The organism is Cupriavidus sp. 05T42 (assembly GCF_056396345.1).
The window spans coordinates 28,952-46,649 of the sequence record NZ_JBFTLH010000023.1 but is presented as its reverse complement, the minus strand read 5'-3'; the positions used below and the strand labels follow the sequence as shown (position 1 = coordinate 46,649).

General features: G+C 64.6%; 16 protein-coding genes. 5 read left to right on the top strand and 11 right to left on the bottom strand.

All coding sequences use genetic code 11. The features are described from left to right. Positions 1-6: 6 nt before the first annotated feature. The 4 genes from AC1EJR_RS23720 to AC1EJR_RS23705 form a co-directional block, all read right to left on the bottom strand. Positions 7-942 carry a branched-chain amino acid ABC transporter permease gene (locus AC1EJR_RS23720; protein ID WP_477147638.1) on the bottom strand — a complete coding sequence of 312 codons (936 nt, stop codon included), beginning with the start codon at positions 940-942 and terminating at the stop codon, positions 7-9. Between the two features lie 218 nt (positions 943-1,160). Beyond that, positions 1,161-2,363: a branched-chain amino acid ABC transporter substrate-binding protein gene (locus tag AC1EJR_RS23715; protein ID WP_092300936.1), complete on the bottom strand. Its 1,203-nt coding sequence runs from the start codon at positions 2,361-2,363 to the stop codon at positions 1,161-1,163. Between the two features lie 676 nt (positions 2,364-3,039). Beyond that, the gene (gene ispH, locus AC1EJR_RS23710; RefSeq protein ID WP_177220010.1) at positions 3,040-4,005 is read right to left on the bottom strand and encodes a 4-hydroxy-3-methylbut-2-enyl diphosphate reductase; all 966 of its coding nucleotides are present in this window, start codon (positions 4,003-4,005) and stop codon (positions 3,040-3,042) included. Between the two features lie 26 nt (positions 4,006-4,031). Next, complete coding sequence (locus AC1EJR_RS23705; RefSeq protein ID WP_092300942.1) at positions 4,032-4,523, bottom strand: FKBP-type peptidyl-prolyl cis-trans isomerase; 492 nt, start codon at positions 4,521-4,523, stop codon at positions 4,032-4,034. A 118-nt stretch (positions 4,524-4,641) separates the two neighbouring features. Here AC1EJR_RS23705 and radC point away from each other — a divergent pair, with 118 nt between their 5' ends. The 4 genes from radC to nadB all read left to right on the top strand — a co-directional run bounded on the left by radC (position 4,642) and on the right by nadB (position 7,756). Next, the gene (gene radC / locus AC1EJR_RS23700) at positions 4,642-5,334 is read left to right on the top strand and encodes a RadC family protein (RefSeq protein WP_092301061.1); all 693 of its coding nucleotides are present in this window, start codon (positions 4,642-4,644) and stop codon (positions 5,332-5,334) included. Between the two features lie 204 nt (positions 5,335-5,538). Continuing rightward, the gene (gene rpmB / locus AC1EJR_RS23695) at positions 5,539-5,772 is read left to right on the top strand and encodes a 50S ribosomal protein L28 (protein WP_006575661.1); all 234 of its coding nucleotides are present in this window, start codon (positions 5,539-5,541) and stop codon (positions 5,770-5,772) included. A gap of 13 nt (positions 5,773-5,785) precedes the next feature. Beyond that, positions 5,786-5,956 carry a 50S ribosomal protein L33 gene (gene rpmG, locus AC1EJR_RS23690; protein WP_008644909.1) on the top strand — a complete coding sequence of 57 codons (171 nt, stop codon included), beginning with the start codon at positions 5,786-5,788 and terminating at the stop codon, positions 5,954-5,956. 180 nt (positions 5,957-6,136) lie between these two features. Further along, positions 6,137-7,756, top strand: coding sequence for an L-aspartate oxidase (gene nadB, locus AC1EJR_RS23685; RefSeq protein WP_477147637.1), 1,620 nt, complete (start codon positions 6,137-6,139; stop codon positions 7,754-7,756). Positions 7,757-7,814: 58 nt separating this feature from the next. Here nadB and nadC read toward each other — a convergent pair whose 3' ends face one another. From nadC to purN, 6 genes are all read right to left on the bottom strand, one after another. Beyond that, positions 7,815-8,678, bottom strand: a complete 864-nt coding sequence (gene nadC, locus AC1EJR_RS23680) for a carboxylating nicotinate-nucleotide diphosphorylase (RefSeq protein ID WP_441643879.1) — start codon at positions 8,676-8,678, stop codon at positions 7,815-7,817. Beyond that, the gene (gene nadA / locus AC1EJR_RS23675) at positions 8,675-9,829 is read right to left on the bottom strand and encodes a quinolinate synthase NadA (protein ID WP_092300951.1); all 1,155 of its coding nucleotides are present in this window, start codon (positions 9,827-9,829) and stop codon (positions 8,675-8,677) included. The genes nadC and nadA overlap by 4 nt, the downstream gene beginning before the upstream one ends. A gap of 139 nt (positions 9,830-9,968) precedes the next feature. After that, complete coding sequence (locus tag AC1EJR_RS23670) at positions 9,969-11,159, bottom strand: DesA family fatty acid desaturase (protein WP_477147636.1); 1,191 nt, start codon at positions 11,157-11,159, stop codon at positions 9,969-9,971. 302 nt (positions 11,160-11,461) lie between these two features. After that, positions 11,462-12,775 (bottom strand): mechanosensitive ion channel family protein, encoded by a 1,314-nt coding sequence (locus AC1EJR_RS23665; protein WP_092300957.1) that lies wholly within the window; start codon positions 12,773-12,775, stop codon positions 11,462-11,464. A gap of 12 nt (positions 12,776-12,787) precedes the next feature. Continuing rightward, the gene (locus AC1EJR_RS23660; RefSeq protein ID WP_092300960.1) at positions 12,788-14,188 is read right to left on the bottom strand and encodes an RsmB/NOP family class I SAM-dependent RNA methyltransferase; all 1,401 of its coding nucleotides are present in this window, start codon (positions 14,186-14,188) and stop codon (positions 12,788-12,790) included. Beyond that, entirely contained in the window at positions 14,185-14,844 is a 660-nt protein-coding gene (gene purN / locus AC1EJR_RS23655; protein WP_092300963.1) for a phosphoribosylglycinamide formyltransferase, read from the bottom strand. The genes AC1EJR_RS23660 and purN overlap by 4 nt, the downstream gene beginning before the upstream one ends. Positions 14,845-15,078: 234 nt before the next feature. On the opposite strand from purN, the gene AC1EJR_RS23650 reads away from it, so the two are divergent. Next, entirely contained in the window at positions 15,079-15,738 is a 660-nt protein-coding gene (locus AC1EJR_RS23650; RefSeq protein WP_477147635.1) for a response regulator, read from the top strand. Positions 15,739-15,807: 69 nt separating this feature from the next. On the opposite strand, the gene AC1EJR_RS23645 is transcribed toward AC1EJR_RS23650, so the two are convergent. Continuing rightward, a complete protein-coding gene (locus tag AC1EJR_RS23645; RefSeq protein ID WP_477147634.1) occupies positions 15,808-17,613 on the bottom strand; it encodes an ATP-binding response regulator in 1,806 nt (601 codons plus the stop codon). Positions 17,614-17,698: the final 85 nt, after the last annotated feature.

Genomic DNA, 17,698 nt, shown 5'->3' with positions numbered 1-17,698 from the left:
CTCTCCTCAGGCGCGGTCGGCCACGCGTTCGCCCATGATGCCGGACGGACGGAACACAAGTACGGTAATCAGCACGACGAACGCGAACACGTCCTGGTAATTCGAGCCGAACACCCCGTTGGTCAGGTCGCCGATGTAGCCGGCGCCCAGTGCTTCGATCAGGCCCAGCAGCATGCCGCCGACCATCGCGCCGGCCAGGTTGCCGATGCCACCCAGCACCGCGGCGGTGAACGCCTTCAGCCCGGGGATGAAGCCMATGTAGAAGTGCGCGTTGCCGTAGTTGGTGGCCATCATCACGCCTGCCAGCGCCGCCAGGGCGGCGCCGATCATGAACGTGGCCGAAATCACGAAGTTGGGGTTCACGCCCATCAGGCCCGCCACCTTCTGGTTCTCGGCGGTGGCGCGCATCGCGCGGCCGAGCTTGGTGCGGTTGACCAGGGCCAGCAGGCCAGCCATCACCATCACGGCCATGCCGATGATGACKATTTCCTTGCCGGTGATGGTGGCGCCCGTGGAACCGATGTCGATCGGGCTCGAGGGCAGCAGCTGCGGGAAGGTCAGCGGGTTGCGCGACCAGATCAGCATGCCCATCGTCTGGAGGATGATGGAGACGCCGATGGCGGTGATCAGCGGGGCCAGGCGCGGCGCGTTGCGCAGCGGCCGGTAGGCAATCCGCTCGATCGAAAAGGACAGTACTGCACAGACGGGCATGGCGATCAGCGTGGCGATCACCAGCGTCAGCCACTCGGGCAGGCCGGGCGCGAACTTCTGCAGCCCCATGATGGCCGACAGCGCGGTCAGCGCGCCAATCATCAGCACGTCGCCGTGCGCGAAATTGATGATGCCCAGAATGCCGTAGACCATGGTGTAGCCCAGTGCGATCAGCGCATAGATGCTGCCGAGCACCAGACCGTTCACGATCTGCTGGATAAAGATATCCATGAAAACTCCTGCTTCAGCCCCAGGCCGCGCGGCATGGTGTGGATGCCGTGGGTGGGACGGTAATGTTGGATGGGTCKGGTAGAGAGGTGATGACTTGCTGGTGTGCTGCCCGCCCTGTTCCATCCATGGTAAGGATGCTGTCAACCGTTGGCGAGACTAAAAAGAACGGCACCGCAAAATACTCACGGTGCCGTTCGGATGGGCCGGTAAGCCCGGAATTACATCTTCACGACGTCGAGGACGGACTTCTTCTTGTCCTTGTACTCGTACAGCGTGATGGTGCCTTCCTTCATGTCGCCCTTTTCGTCGAAGGCGATGTTGCCGATCACGCCCTTGTAGTTCGTCTTGGGCATTTCGGCCAGGATGGCGGCCGGCTCGGACGAGTTGGCGCGCTTCATGGCATCGACGACCACCATCACGGCGTCATACGTGAACGGTGCGTAGATCTGCACCGGGGCGTTGAAACGTGCCTGGTAGCGCTTCTGGAAGTCGTCGCCGGCTTCCATCTTCGACAGGGCCAGACCGGCTTCCGAGCAGATGATGTTGGTCACGGCATCGCCGGCCAGCTCAGCCACCTTGTCGGTACACACGCCGTCGCCGCCCACGATCTTCGAGGTGATGCCCAGTTCCTTGGCCTGCTTGGCGAACGGACCGCCGGTGGCATCCATGCCGCCGTACATGATCACGTCCGGCTTCTTGCCCTTGATCTTGGTCAGGATGGCCTTGAAGTCCGTGGCCTTGTCGTTGGTGGCTTCACGTGCCACCACGTTCACGCCCGAAGCCTTGGCGGTCTTCTCGAACTCGTCGGCCAGGCCCTTGCCGTAGGCGGTGGCATCGTCGACGATGGCCACGCTCTTGGCGCCCAGGCTCTTGGCGGCGTAGTTGGCCAGTGCCGGACCCTGCTGGGCGTCGGTAGCCACCACGCGGTACGTGGTCTTGAAGCCTTGCTTGGTGTAGTCGGGGTTGGTCGACGACGGCGAGATCTGGACGATGCCGGCATCGCTGTAGATCTTCGAAGCCGGGATCGAGACGCCCGAGTTCAGGTGACCCACCACGGCGACGACCTTCGCGTCCACCAGCTTCTGGGCCACGGCGGTGCCGGTCTTCGGATCGGCGGCGTCGTCTTCGCCCACCAGTTCCAGCTTGATCTTCTTGCCGCCGATTTCCAGACCGGTCTTGTTGACTTCTTCCACGGCCAGGCGCGCGCCGTTTTCGTTGTCCTTGCCAAGGTGGGCAATGCCGCCCGTCAGCGGAGCCGCGTGGCCGATCTTGACGATGGTTTCACCGCCACCTGCAGCCGGTGCCGCCGCGGCAGGTGCCGATGCTGCCGCATCAGCCGGCTTTTCTTCTTTCTTGCCACATGCAGCGACCAGCGCCACAGCKGCCGCGATCGGCAGAATCTTGGCAAACGTGAATTGCATGAGTGATCTCCTAGGATTCACAAAAACAGGGAAATACTACGCCTCCCGGACGTATTCCCTGGACCGCCCTTTGTTTAGTTTCAATTTGAAACGCGCGCATTGTATCCCCTTTCTTTGCGGATGCAATACGCGACGCAACAACCTGAACCATTTACCCACCAATTGCGCTAGGGAATTTCCCCAATGCACAGATTGGGGCAATCTCCGCCCATTTGGCAGACCCGTCACCTGTGCTTACAAGAATCGTGCCCGTGTCTCGCCGGAGGCGCTTGCGCCACGTCACAAGCCTGCGCCGCGCCACATATAATGGCCAGGTATTAATTAGGTATTTCATTTCAAATACCGGGCCGCCTCTCTAATGTGCAGAATGTAGCGCCGCACCATAATAGGGAAAACCCCATCCTCGGGGATTACCCTGATATTGTCTGGGTGTTAAGACACGTATTGCGGCATTATGGCGCCGGGCGCGGTTTTGTAAGTCCTTAAATGTCTCCGATAGTGCGGCAGCGCACGTCGCGACAAAAATAGCGGACGCAACGATACGCACCAGCGCGGTGCGATGGCAGAACAGCGAAAAACGGGGAAGGAAGAAGAAGCGGCGGGACGGGAKAACGACGGGCGCGGACACCGACCCGTTTCAGGTCGATGTCCGGCAATCAGGCGGAAACAGGCAGGATCAGGACTGCACGGACACGCTGGCGAGGCCGCGCGGCAGCGGGAAGGACATGTTCTCCTCCACGCCTTCCAGCGCTCGCACGCTGCGCACGCCGAACGTGCGCAGGCGCTCGACGATGGCCTGGGCCAGTGCTTCGGGGGCCGAGGCCCCTGCGGTCAGGCCGATCCGGCGCTTGCCTGCCACCCACTCGGGCTTGAGCTGGTCAGGATCGTCGACCATGTAGGCCGGCACGCCGAGGCGGTCCGCCAGCTCGCGCAGGCGGTTCGAGTTCGAGCTGTTCGGGCTGCCCACCACGATCACCACTTCCACCTGCGGCGCCATGAACTTCACGGCGTCCTGGCGGTTCTGCGTGGCATAGCAGATGTCTTGTTTCTTGGGCTCGCGGATATCCGGGAAGCGCGCCTTCAGCGCCGCCACGATCTCGGCAGTCTCGTCCACCGACAACGTGGTCTGCGTGACGTAGGCCAGTTGCGACGGGTCGGACACGGCCAGACGGTTGACGTCCTCGACCGACTCCACCAGCAGCATGCCGCGCTCGGCCTGGCCCATCGTGCCTTCCACCTCGGGGTGCCCCTTGTGGCCGATCATGATGATCTCGCAGCCTTCGGCGCGCATCTTGCCTACCTCGACGTGCACCTTGGTCACCAGCGGGCAGGTGGCGTCGAACACGGTCAGGCCACGCGCGGTGGCGTCTGCGCGCACTTCCTTCGACACGCCATGCGCGCTGAAGATCACGGTCGAACCGGGTGGCACTTCGTCGAGTTCGTCGACGAACACCGCGCCCTTGTTGCGCAGATCGGCCACCACGTAGGCATTGTGGACAATCTCGTGGCGCACGTAGATCGGCGCGCCGAACAGCGCCAGCGCGCGTTCGACGATCTCGATCGCGCGGTCCACGCCGGCGCAGAAGCCACGCGGCTGCGCCATCAGGATCTCGGCGTCGATGGGGAGGGTGAGCTCGGGCATGCTGGGGTCCGTCACAACGGCTGACATCAGAGAATTCCGATCAATTGGACATCGAACAGGATGGTCTGTCCGGCCAGCGGGTGGTTGAAGTCGAACAGCGCGGCGGTCTCGCCGAATTCCTTTAGCACGCCGGCGTACTTGCCGCCGTTCGGTGCATTGAATTCCACGAGGTCGCCGGGCGAATAGTCTTCCTCGAACGAGCTGTTCTCGCGCAGCGTGGCCAGCGAGACCCACTGCAGCAGTTCGGGGTTGCGCGGGCCGAAGGCATGCTCCGGCGCCAGGCGGTAAGTCATGCGCTGGCCCTCGGGCATGCCGAGCAGCGCCGCCTCGAGGTTGGGCGCGAGCTGGCCCTGGCCAAGCAGCAGCGTGGCGGGTTTTTCCTCGAACGTGCTCACGACTTCGGTGCCGTTCTCGAGGGAGATGCTGTAGTGGAGGGTCAGGAAGGAGTCCGCCAGGACTGTCTTGCGGGCAGCCGCGCCGCCGCCTTCCGCTTCTGACGCAAAAGTTTGCAAATTCATGGGTGATCAACCGGTCAACAACCCGTATTGTATTCGACTGGCCCGTCTGCCGCCGGCCTCCGTCGCAGCCGGCATGACAGTTAGTGTGGCAATTTCTGGAGACGATTCGATGTCGATGCTGCCAATTCCCCGCTGGCCCGCCCAGGAGCGCCCCCGCGAAAAGCTGGCGCTGGGCGGCCCGGGAGCATTGTCCGACGCCGAATTACTCGCTGTTTTCCTACGTGTGGGCAGCCCCGGCAAGAGCGCCGTGGACCTCGCCCGGGAGCTGCTGGGGCGCTTCGGCTCGCTGACGCGGCTGTTTGCCGCAGATACCGATACCCTTGCCACGATCAAGGGCATGGGCGCCGCCAAGCAGGCCCAGCTGCGCGTGGTGCCGGAACTGACCCGGCGCGCGCTGGCCGAGACGCTCAAGGCCCCGCGCGGCCTGGATTCCGAGCGCGCGGTCCGCGCCTACCTGCGGCTGACGCTGTCGCGCCTGCCGCACGAGGTCTTCATCGCCCTCTATCTGGATAGTGCGTACCGCCTGCTCGCCAATGTAGAGCTTGGACGCGGATCCCTGGGTGGCGTCACGGTCTATCCACGAGAAGTGGCGCGCGAAGCGCTTTCATACAACGCCGCCCATGTCATCGTCGCCCACAACCACCCGCACGGCCCCGTAGAACCCAGCTTCGCTGACCTTTCCACCACACGGCACCTCGCCCGGGCGCTCGCCGTGCTGGACATCGGGCTGCTGGACCATTACATTGTCGCCGGCAGCGATATCTATTCGTTCGCCGAGCATGACCGGCTGCCCGCCGTCCCGCCCACGTGAGCGCGTCCACGTGATCCCGGCAGCACGGCAAACCTGCGGCACAACACTAAGTCTTCCCCTCAGCGCGGAAGGCGTTGATTCGCCAGTCGTTTCCGGTCTATAATGTTCGTTTTGCTGAAGTCTCAATCCGCTGCAGTCCGGGCCCGCGCGCCTTTTGTTGATCTGTTGCGAACATTGTCCACGAATAAGATTTAGGAGTGCTTCATGGCACGCGTCTGTCAAGTGACCGGGAAAGCGCCGATGGTCGGCAACAACGTTTCCCACGCAAACAACAAGACCAAGCGCCGTTTTCTGCCCAATCTGCAGAATCGCCGCTTCTTCGTTGAATCGGAAAACCGCTGGGTGAGCCTGCGCGTCTCGAACGCCGGCCTGCGCCTGATCGACAAGAAAGGCATCGACTCCGTGCTCGCCGACCTGCGCGCACGCGGCGAAGTCTAAATAGGAGTACAACATGGCCAGCAAAGGCGGACGCGACAAGATCAAGCTGGAATCGACCGCAGGTACGGGTCATTTCTACACGACCACCAAGAACAAGCGCACCATGCCGGAAAAGATGGAGATCTCGAAGTTCGATCCCGTCGCCCGTAAGCACGTGCCTTACAAGGAAACCAAGATCAAGTAATTGATCCGGTCTCCGATGAAGAACCCCGCCGAGCACCTCGCTTCGCGGGGTTTTTTGTTGCCCGTTTTTATTGACCGCAAACCCTTATGCGGCAAGGGCTGGGGCGTCCGCGAACCGGTATGCGGGTGTACACTTTCCAGCTTTCCCTGACGCGCATTCGCTCCGCGCGAACCCTGCACCATGAACTTCGACGTCGCGATCGTCGGCAGCGGGCTGGCCGGCCTCACCGTCGCGCTGCAACTGGCCGATAGCCACCGGGTTGTCATCCTCAGCAAGCGCGCCATGACGCATGGCGCCAGCGACTGGGCCCAGGGCGGCATCGCCGCAGTGCTCGACTCCGGCGACAGCCACGACGAACACACGCAGGACACGCTGGTCGCCGGCGCCGGCCTGTGCGACGAAGGCGCGACGCGCTACATCGTGGAGCATGGACGCGAGGCCATCCAGTGGCTGATCGACCGGGGCGTGCCCTTCACCCGCGATGCCCAGGCAGAACTGGGCTTCCACCTGACGCGCGAAGGCGGCCACAGCCGGCGCCGCATCATCCACGCGGCGGACGCCACGGGCCACGCCGTGGTCACCACGCTGACCGAGCAGGCACGCCAGCACCCGAACATCACGATCATCGAGGACCACTTCGCGATCGACCTGATCACGGCCACCAAGCTCGGCCTGCCAGGCAACCGCTGCTACGGCCTCTATGTGCTCGACGACACCACGGGCGCCGTGCGTACCATCACGGCCACCCACACGGTGCTGGCCGCCGGCGGCGCGGGCAAGGTCTATCTCTATACGACCAACCCCGACACCGCAACCGGCGACGGCATCGCCATGGCGTGGCGCGCCGGCTGCCGGGTGTCGAACATGGAATTTATCCAGTTCCACCCGACCTGCCTCTACCACCCCTACGCMAAGTCGTTCCTGATTTCCGAGGCGGTACGTGGCGAAGGTGGCCTGCTGAAGTTGCCCGACGGCACCCKCTTCATGCCCGACCACGATCCGCGTGCCGAACTGGCACCGCGCGACGTGGTGGCGCGCGCGATCGACTTCGAGATGAAGAAGCGCGGCCTCGACTGCGTCTACCTCGACATCACGCACCAGCCGGAAGCGTTCCTGAAGGAACATTTCCCGACGATCTACGCACGTTGCCTGGAGTTGGGCATCGATATCACCCGCGAGCCGATTCCCGTGGTACCGGCCGCCCACTACACGTGCGGCGGCGTGGTGACCGACACTGCGGGTCGCACGGACCTGTCGAACCTCTATGCCGTGGGCGAGACCGCCTGCACCGGCCTGCACGGCGCAAACCGGCTGGCCTCCAACTCGCTGCTCGAATGCATGGTGATCGGTCGCGCAGCCGCCGAGGACATCGCCCGGCAGGACAAGGCCGGCGCGCCGGATATCAGCCTGCCCGCCTGGGATGCCAGCCGCGTGGCCGATGCGGACGAGGAAGTGGTGGTGTCCCACAACTGGGACKAACTGCGCCGCATGATGTGGAACTACGTCGGCATCGTCCGCACGGACAAGCGCCTCKAGCGCGCCCAGCACCGGATTGGTCTGTTACGCGAGGAAATTGCCGAGTACTACGCCAACTTCCGCGTCACGCGCGACCTGCTGGAACTGCGCAATCTGGTCGAAGTGGCGGCGCTGATCGTCGACAGCGCGTACTCGCGCCACGAAAGCCGGGGCCTCCACTTCAGCCGCGACTACCCCGACACGCTGCCCAAGGCGTTGCCGACCGTGCTCCAGCCGCTGCTGGGCCGCGCGGCGCAGCATCGACAGAACAAGCAAAAGTCGTAAAACAGACGTGAAAAAGGGGCCGATACGGCCCCTTCCCTTTTGCGATGCGCTTTGCGCGTTACCCAACGATCCGCAGCGAATAGTCGGTCGCGCGCACATCCTTGGTCAGCGCGCCCACCGAGATCCGGTCCACGCCCGTTTCGGCGAATTCCCGAATCGACTCGGCATTGACGCCGCCCGACACCTCCAGCAGCGCCCGACCACGGTTGATTTCCACCGCTTCGCGCATCATAGGCACCGTAAAGTTGTCGATCAGGACCGATTTGGCGCCGGCAGCGAGTGCCTCTTCCAGTTCGGCGATTGACTCCACCTCGATCTGCACCGAGGCGTCCGTGCCCAGCGCCAGCGCAGCCTGCATGGCCGCCGTGATGCTGCCCGCCGCCGCGATATGGTTTTCCTTGATCAGGATGCCGTCATAGAGCGCCAGCCGCTGATTCTCGCCGCCGCCGATGCGCACCGCGTACTTCTGCGCCAGGCGCAGGCCGGGCAGCGTCTTGCGGGTGTCGAGCACGCGGGCCCGCGTGCCGGCAATCAGATCCGCATAGCGCCGGGTGGCCGTGGCCACGCCGGACAGCAGTTGCAGGAAGTTCAGCGATGGCCGCTCCGCCGTCAGCAGCGCACGGGCCGGGCCGGCAATCTCGCACACCACATCATCGGGGGCCATCCGCGCGCCCTCCTCCTTGAGCCAGCGCACCTGGAGCCGCGCATCGACGGCCGCCATACACGCCTCAAACCAGGGCTGGCCGCACAGCACCGCGCTCTCGCGCACGATCACGCGCGCCTGCACGGGTTTGTCGGCCGGAATCAGCAGGCCCGTCAGGTCGCCGGTGCCCACATCCTCGGCAATCGCGGCCTGCACGTTGGCTGCCAGCGCCGCGGGCAGCGCCGGGCCGTAACTATCGAACACGGAATTCACAGTCATGCCGGGCCCACTCCCTGGAACAGCGCGCCCGTCTGGGCCAGATCGCTGGCCGGCCGCACATTGGCCTTCTGCTGCGCGGCGAAGTTGAGCATCCGATCAATGCAGGTAACGGCGCGCTGGCCGATGATCGGGTCCACTTGGATCTCGTTGCGCCCCGTTTCCAGCACTTCGGCCAGATTGGTCAGCGCATTCATGGCCATCCACGGGCAATGCGCGCAGCTCTTGCAGGTGGCGCTGTTGCCGGCCGTGGGAGCCTCGATGAAGTGCTTGCCCGGCGCGGCCATCCGCATCTTGTGCAGGATGCCGTTGTCGGTGGCCACGATGAACTCGTTGGCGTCGAGGTGCTGGGCCGCCGCGATCAGTTGGCTCGTGGAACCCACCACGTCCGCCTGCGCCACCACATTGGCCGGGGATTCCGGGTGCACCAGGATCTTGGCATTCGGATAGTCCTTGCGCAGCAGGTCCAGCTCGATGCCTTTGAACTCGTCATGCACCAGGCAGGAGCCCTGCCACAGCAGCATGTCGGCGCCGGTTTCCTTCTGGATGTAGCCGCCGAGGTGCTTGTCCGGTGCCCAAAGAATTTTCTCGCCGCGCGCGTGTAGATGTTCGACGATTTTCAGGCCGATGCTCGACGTCACCATCCAATCCGCACGGGCCTTCACGGCCGCACTGGTATTAGCATAGACCACCACCGTGCGATCCGGGTGGGCGTCGCAGAATGCCGAGAATTCGTCAGCCGGGCAGCCGAGATCCAGCGAGCACGTGGCGTCGAGGTCCGGCATCAGGATGGTCTTCTCGGGGCTCAGGATCTTGGCGGTCTCGCCCATGAAGCGCACGCCGGCCACGACCAGCGTCTGAGCCGCATGATCGCGGCCGAAGCGCGCCATTTCCAGCGAGTCCGACACGCAGCCGCCGGTTTCCTCGGCCAGGTCCTGCAGGTCGGCATCGACGTAATAGTGCGCCACGAGCACCGCGTTGCGCTCCTTGAGCAGCTTGCGGATGCGGGCCTTGAGTGCCTGGCGCTCGTCGGGGGTCAGCGCGGGCGGTACCTTGGCCCAGGCATGGGCCACGCAACTGCCGCCGGCTGCGCTTTCGGTATCCGTCAGGTTCGGTTTCTCGAACTCGATGGACTTGATCGTTTGTGGGGTCATCTCAGCAGTACTCCTCGGGGCACCCGTGGGCCGCCGCGCTTGGAAGCACGCGGTCTGACCTGGACATGGGGGAGTGTAGCGAAAAGAAAAGCCCCGCCAGGGGCGGGGCTTTTACCATGCGGGCGCGACGAGAATTGTATCAGGCGTACCGGCGCAGGCGCAGCGAAAACTCTTGCAGGGCCTGGATTCCGCTGGCTTCGGCGCGATGGCACCACGCCTGCAGTTGCTGGAGCAGCTGCTCGCGCGTGAGGCTCGAACGACCCCAGATCGCGGCGAGTTCGCGGCGCATTTCCACGAAGGTATGCAGCGCCTTGTTCTGCTCGACGATGCTGGCCAGTTGCTGGCGCTGCGGCGCGGCCAGCTTGCCTTCCTCGCGATGGAACCACTTGCGGGCGAGCTTGAAGTGGCTGTAGTCGGCCGCACGGCCTTCCTTCAGCTTCTCCAGTTCCTCGTTGTATGCGCTCTTCACGGCCTTGGCGTAGCGCGCCATAACGTCGTAGMGGTTGGCGATGATCGCTTCCAGCGTGTTGTGGTCCACCGGGCGGGCATCCACCAGACGCGCCTTGGGCGGGGTCTTCTTGACCTTGGCCAGGCCCACGGACTGCATCGCACGGATGTACCACCAGCCCACATCGATCTCGTACCACTTGATCGAGAACTTGGCCGACGTCGGATACGTGTGGTGGTTGTTGTGCAGCTCTTCGCCGCCGATGATAAAGCCCCACGGCGACACGTTGGTCGAAGCATCCTCGCAATCGTAGTTGCGATAGCCCCACCAGTGGCCCAGGCCGTTGATGATGCCGGCCGCGTGGATCGGGATCCAGAGCATCTGCACGGCCCAGACCGACAGGCCGATCACGCCGAACAGCGCCACGTCGATGATCAGCATCAGGCCAACGCCCTGCCAGGCGAAGCGCGAGTACACGTTGCGCTCGACCCAGTCGTCAGGCGTGCCATGGCCGAACTTGGCGACGGTTTCCTTGTTCTTGGCTTCCTCGCGATACAGCTCCGCGCCTTCCAGCAGCACCTTGCGGATGCCGCGGGTCTGCGGGCTGTGCGGATCGTCCTCGGTCTCGCACTTGGCGTGGTGCTTGCGGTGGATGGCGGTCCATTCCTTGGTCACCATGCCCGTCGTCAGCCAGAGCCAAAAGCGGAAGAAGTGTTGCGCAATTGGGTGCAGGTCCAGCGACCGGTGCGCCATGCAGCGGTGCAGGAAAATGGTCACGCCGGCGATCGTGATATGCGTCACCACGAGGGTGAAGATCACGATCTCCCACCAGGACCAGTTGGCAAGGCCGTTGGCGGCCCAGTCAAGAATTGAGTCGAACAAACTGTTCTCCGTCTGTGAATCGAAGGTCTTGCAGCGCGGCACAATGGTGCGGCACGGCGAACGCGCAGAAAAAAGACTGCGAAATCAGGCGATTGCGATTATTACTGGCGCCTGGCGCAACCTGTCGAAACAGTATGGGAGCCGGGCGAAGGCACGAGCCGCTGCAATCTGGCGGCTGTTTTGTGTGGGGCTGCGGCTTGCTCTGCAAGCGCGCGTCAACCCGGTATTCTACCGGATCGGCGCCACTCGAACATCCGCTTTTTCCCCGACTTTGAGTGCCCCCTATGGCTTTCGTTCCCCTTTCATGCGAGGGGTGGCGCAGGCGCCGCCTGGGATGCCAGCACGCGCATCTCCCGCTGGGGATACGGGATCGCGATGCCATGTTCGCGGAAAGTGCGCCAAATAGCACGATTCATCGCCGATTGCACCCCGAGCTTGCCGTTTTGCGGGTCGGCAATGTTGACCGCCACCTCGTACTCGATGCCGCTGTCCGCAAACATGACAAGAAACGCAGCCGGGGCCGGCTCGGGCAGCACACGCGGCAGGCCGCGCACGCAATCCTGGAGCAGCGTGATCACCGTTTCGGGGTCGGCGGCGTAGTCGGCCTGCACGCGTGTCGCTACGCGCACATTTGTCCCTGAAAACGAATGGTTCTGCACCGATTGGGCGACAAGTTGCTCATTCGGCACCAGCGTCTCGCCGTCACCATTACGCACCACGGTGTAGCGGGTGCGGATCTGCGAGACGATGCCGGTGTACTTGTCCACCGTGATCTGGTCGCCGAGCTTGACCGAGCGGTCCAGCAGAATGATGAAGCCCGAGATGTAGTTGCTGGCAATCTTCTGCAGGCCCAGGCCGAGGCCCACGCCCAGCGCGCCGCCGAATACCGACAGCACGGTCAGATCGATGCCGACCAGCGACAGGCTCAGCAGCAGCGACACCAGCAGCAGCAACGCCTTGGCGATGCGCGTAAGCACCACCTTCAGGTTCGAATCCAGGCTCGGCGCGCGCATCAACCGCTCCTCGAGCCACGAGCCAAACCACATCGCCGCGAGCACGGTCAGCAGAATCCAGACCACGGCCATCAGCGTGCTGGCCAGGCTGACGTCGTGCTTGCCGCCGATCGAGAAGCGCACCGCATGCATCCACGCCATCACGTCGGACAGCACGCCCAGCACGTACAGCGCCATGCCGAGCCAGACCACCGTGGTCAGCACCTTCTCCACCAGCACCAGCATGCCGTGCAACTGCCCGTTGCCCGACAATACGCGCCGCAGGATATAGAAACCGACATAAAGCGAGGTGATGCCGAACAGCGGCACCAGCGCCAGCCGCAGCACGCTGATCGACAGGAACGGCGCCAGCGCGAAGCGCGCGGCCAGGACCAGCAGCCAGCCAATCAGCGGAAACATCGCCCGCTCAAGGCTGACGGCGGCCAGCCGGAGCGAGAAACTCGAGGATTCGTAGCGCGCTTCCAGCCGGCGGGTCACATGGCGCGCGAGCGGCCATGCCACCACCAGGCAGGCGGCCAGCACCCCAAGCTGCCAGAAGAAGCCCGGCCCGCCTGCATCGCGGAGCAGGTCGTCCAGCATCTTGCCAAATCCGGAATGCTCCATGGGCGCCGGGGCTTATCGGGTGCGTTCCAACACCGCCGCGAAGAAGCCATCGGTCTGATGGATATGCGGAAACAGCGCCAACATGCCGCCTTCTGCCGGCAACTGGGGCACTTCGATCTTTTGCTCGGCCAGCACTTCAGCCACCGGCACGAGGCGGAAATTCTCGTGGGTTGCCAGGAAATCGCGGACGATTGCCTCGTTTTCAGCTTCCAGCACGCTGCAAGTCGCATATACGACTCGTCCGCCGCCCTTCACCAGGCGGGCCGCCGAGTCAAGGATGGCCGACTGCTTCGCGGTCAGCTCAACCACCGACTCCGGCGACTGGCGCCACTTCAGGTCCGGGTTGCGGCGCAGGGTGCCGAGGCCGCTGCAAGGCGCATCCACCAGTACGCGGTCGATCTTGCCAGCCAGACGCTTGATCTTGGCGTCGCGTTCGGAATCGATCAGCACCGGATGGACGTTCGACAGCCCGCTGCGCGCCAGGCGCGGCTTCAGGTTGGCCAGACGCTTCTCGGAGACGTCGAAGGCGTAGAGCCGGCCGGTCGAGCGCATGGCGGCGCCCAGCGACAGCGTCTTGCCACCCGCGCCGGCGCAGAAATCCACAACCATCTCGCCACGCTTGGGCGCCACGAGGTGGCACAGCAGTTGGCTGCCTTCGTCCTGCACTTCCACGCCGCCGTTGATAAACAGCGGCAACTGGTTCAGCGCGGGCTTGCCCTTGAGGCGGATGCCGGCGGGCGACATCGGGGCGACTTCGGCGGCGATGCCAGCCGTTTCCAGTTCGGCCAGCGCTTCTTCGCGGGAGATCTTGGCCGTGTTCACGCGCAGATCCAGCGGCGCGGGACGCAGCCACGCATCGCCGAGGGCGGTGGTGAAGGCTTCGCCATGGTGCGCGACGAGGTCGTCGTAGAGCCATTCCGGCAGGTTCGCCCGCACGCGCGGCGAGAGGCTGGAGCGCTCGATCGTCGTCAGACGGTCCAGCCACTCGGCTTCATCCGGGTAAAGGAACGGGCTCAGGACATCGCGGCCCAGCGTCGCGGCGAGGCCCAGCAGGCCCAGTCGGCGGGTGGCCGCACCGGTGCCACTTTCGGCGAATTGGCCGAATTCGACGCGTCGGCGCAACACTGCATAGATCGCCTCGGCAATGATGCCGCGATCCCGATGACCGAGTTTCGCGTTCTCGCGGAAGTAGTAGCTGACCACGGCGTCGGCCGGGCGTGCGAACAGCAGCACCTTGCCCAGCAGCCGTTCGATGTGTTGCAGGTGGAAAGCCTGCAGGCTACCCGAGCGTCCATGTGCGCCATCCACCCCTTGCGGGCGCGGCGTGGGGGCCATGCGGATCGGGCTGCCCTTGCCTTTGCTGCCGCGCGAACGCTGGCTTTTGTCCTGAGGTGTTGCGGGATTACGACTCATTGAGAGATGCCTGCCGCCGGAGCGGAGAGGGCCAGGAACCACTGCGGTTCGGCCGGTTGAACTTGAACCACGCCGTCTCGTACCTGCAGACGGTCTTCCACAAACCAGCGGACGGCGCGGGGATACATCACATGCTCGCAGTCGAGCAAACGCGTGGCGAGCGACTCGGGAGTGTCGCCAGGCAGAACATCGAGTGCTGCTTGCAGCACGATCGGACCATGATCGAGCTCCGGAGTGACGAAATGGACTGTCGCCCCGTGAAACTTGACGCCGGCCTCAAGGGCCTGGCGATGGGTATGGAGACCCGGGAAACTGGGCAGCAGCGACGGGTGGATATTCAGCATCCGGCCCGCGTAATGCTCCACGAATTCGGGCGTCAGGATGCGCATGAAGCCCGCCAGCACAACGAGATCGGGCTGATGCGCGTCGATGGCATCGCGCATCGCCGCATCGAAACCGGCACGATCGGGGTACTGCTTGTGGTCCACCACGCCCGTGGCAATGCCGTGTTCCCCCGCAAACGCCAGACCGCTGGCGTCGGGACGGTTCGACAGCACCGCCGCCACGCGCCCCGGCCACTGCTCCGCGGCGCAGGCCCGGACGATGGCTTCCATGTTGCTGCCACGCCCGGAAATCAGGATCACAATATTTTTCATCGGCGCGATTCTACCAAGCTGTGGTCCAAACGCTTGCAAAGCGAGCACATTAGGTACTTAATTCACGCGAAACCGGCCTCCGGAGCGGGCGCGCGGCGCCCAGTACGATGCATATACCCCTGTGTGATGGATTGTGACGCCTCCCCCGCTCTGATAGAGTGGTCACTACGTCCACGCGCCACTGTGCAAGTAGGTGACAACAAGGACGAGACGGGAAATTAGACGGGAATACGCATGTCGAACGCTGCACCGACTTTGTTGGTGGTCGATGATCATCCTATGGCCCTCTCAGGCACCACCGCATTTCTCGCGGAGGTGATGCCCGATGTCGCCGTCCACGCGGCGGGMAGTGCCAAGKAAGCCCTCCACTCGCTAAACCAGGGATTGCGCCCCGATATCGTGCTGCTCGATATCTGGCTGAACGACGGTACCGGCTTCGATGCCATGCTGGCATTCAAGACCGTGATCCCKAGCGCGCGCTTCATCTTCATGTCCGCCGAGGCCACGCCAGAGATCGTGGGCCGCGCGCGGGCGCTCTCCGCCTGCGGCTTCGTGGGCAAGCACCTCGATGCCAACGCGTTCACGGCCGCCGTGCGCAAAGTGCTGGCCGGCGATACCAGCTTCCCGACCGACGAGGCGCTCTCCGGGCGCTCCCAGTCCTTCGGCCCCGCCCACGGCATTCCCGTGACGCCGGCCGAACTGGGCCTGACGCCGCGCCAGGGCTCGGTGCTCGCGCTGGTGCTGGAAGGACTGCCGAACAAGGTCATCGCCCGCAAGCTGGGCCTCACCGAGAATACGGTCAAGGAGCACGTCTCCGCCATTCTGCAACGGCTGGGCGTGCGCACGCGGATGCAGGTCATGTCGCGCATGGAACGGTTCCGGCTTCGCCAGTAATTCATCGTAGGATCTTCAAGCAATAACGCCACCCCCCTAGCGGTGGCGTTTTGCATTGCAGAACAGCGATCAGGCCGGATGGAGCCAGCGCCGCAGCAGCATGCGCAGGTTGCTCGGGTCCACCGGCTTGGGCAGCACGAAGTAGCCCGCCTCCTCGGCCGCCTGGAGCGCCGCCGATTTCAGGTCGCCGGTTAGCAGCGCGCTGCGCGCCTGGGGCTGCGTGGTCTGCCAGCGTTCGAGCAGGTCCAGCCCGTTTTCGCTGCMGGGCAGGCGCAGGTCGCAGAAGATGATGTCCGGCTTCAGCCCCTTGGCGAACAGCGCGTCGGCCTCGGCGCCATGGGCGGCGCAGGCCACGCGGATGCCCCACGCCTCCATCAGCGCGATCCAGGCCTTGCGGATCTGGCTGTCGTCGTCCACCACGAGCACGGTGCCGCGCAGCCGTTCCGGCTTGGCCTCCTGCGCCTGGACGTTGGCGCGCATGGCGCGCACGGCTTCGATGGTCTCCGCCGGCACCGGCGCCAGCGCGAACCAGAACACCGAGCCCTTGCCCGGCACCGAGCGCACGCCGTAGGTGCCGCGCATCAACCGCACGCATTCCTTGAAGATCGCCAGACCCAGCCCCAGGCCCTGCGAGGGGTCGCGCTGCGGGTTATGGACCTGGTAATACGGCGAGAAAATGTCCGGCAGGTGCTCGGGCGTGATGCCGGCGCCGGTGTCCCAGACTTCGAGCCGGATGTGCTTGCGCCGCTGCCGCGCCGTCACCAGCACGCCGCCGCGCTTGGTATAGCGCAGCGCGTTCTGCACGAGGTTGAACAGCGCGCGGCGCAGCAGCACCGGCTCGGCCATCGCGTACAGCTCGCTCGGCACGCGCGGGCTCAGGGTCAGGCCGCTGTCGCGCGCATCGGCGGCGAACTGGCTCATGACATCGTTGATCAGCGAACTCAGCTCGCAGGGCTCCAGCGTCGGCAGCACCTTGCGGCCTTCGAGCTTGGAGAGGTCGAGCAAGGACCGGAACAGCAGGTCGATGGTCTGCGTGCCGGCCGCCACCTGCTCCACCAGCGGATGGAGCGAGCTCGACTGGTTGCGCGCACGCAACGCTTCCACGAGCATGACCAGCGCATGCACGGGCTGGCGCAGGTCGTGGCTGGCAGCGGCCAGGAAGCGGGATTTCTCCTCGCTGGCGTGGAGCGCGCGCTCCTTTTCCTCCTGGAACTGCTTGGCCAGCCGGCGGCTTTCGCTCTCCAGCTGGATGGCGCGCACCAGCGTCTGMTGCAGGTTCAGCGCGTGCCGCGCCAGCATCAGCGCGTACAGGGCGAGCAGCACCTGCACGTAGCCGCCATGGTTCGGGAAGGCGAAATCGGCCAGCAAGACATTCGGCACGAGGATCGGGACGCCCGCGAAGACAAGGTTCGACGGGATAGGCGACTGCGAGGTGGCGCCGCCCGCCAGCACGCCGAGCGTGAGCAGGTACAGCACGCTCGAGAACACCACGGAGCTGGAATACAGATGGAGCAGCGCGGAGCTGCCCCAGGTCAGGCCGGTGAGGAAGGCAATCGCGCGCATGTGGTTCCACCACTTGCGCGTGTGCGCCGAACGGCTCATTTTGCCGGCGTCGCGCTGGTAGCCAAGGTAGAACCAGGTGCCGCCGGCGGTCAGGACCGCCATGATCGCGCACCAGGCCAGCAGGGCGAAGTGGTTGGCCTCGCTCCAGAAGGCAGCGGCGGTCAGCCACGGTAGCAGGACCGACGCGGCGATGCCGGTGGGCGAAACGCGGTGCACCGTGGCAAGCAGCTTGGCCCGCGTCTCGGTGTCCAGTTGTGGCCCGGGCGGGGGCAAGATCTTGTTGAGCAGCGCGTTCAAAGGGGGCCGTGGCATGTCGGAGTCGCGCATATCATGCCGCCTTTTGCCTGAGGGCGCCACGCCTGGCGGGCCGGATGACGCACAAAGTCAACGCTTGCGG

Bases quoted from the DNA above. Each gene is read 5' to 3' on its own strand.
- AC1EJR_RS23660 (WP_092300960.1), bottom strand. From the start codon at position 14,188: ATGAGTCGTAATCCCGCAACACCTCAGGACAAAAGCCAGCGTTCGCGC.
- ispH (WP_177220010.1), bottom strand. From the start codon at position 4,005: ATGCCCGAGCTCACCCTCCCCATCGACGCCGAGATCCTGATGGCGCAG.
- nadA (WP_092300951.1), bottom strand. From the start codon at position 9,829: ATGACCCCACAAACGATCAAGTCCATCGAGTTCGAGAAACCGAACCTG.
- nadC (WP_441643879.1), bottom strand. From the start codon at position 8,678: ATGACTGTGAATTCCGTGTTCGATAGTTACGGCCCGGCGCTGCCCGCG.
- AC1EJR_RS23665 (WP_092300957.1), bottom strand. From the start codon at position 12,775: ATGGAGCATTCCGGATTTGGCAAGATGCTGGACGACCTGCTCCGCGAT.
- purN (WP_092300963.1), bottom strand. From the start codon at position 14,844: ATGAAAAATATTGTGATCCTGATTTCCGGGCGTGGCAGCAACATGGAA.
- rpmG (WP_008644909.1), top strand. From the start codon at position 5,786: ATGGCCAGCAAAGGCGGACGCGACAAGATCAAGCTGGAATCGACCGCA.
- AC1EJR_RS23705 (WP_092300942.1), bottom strand. From the start codon at position 4,523: ATGAATTTGCAAACTTTTGCGTCAGAAGCGGAAGGCGGCGGCGCGGCT.
- rpmB (WP_006575661.1), top strand. From the start codon at position 5,539: ATGGCACGCGTCTGTCAAGTGACCGGGAAAGCGCCGATGGTCGGCAAC.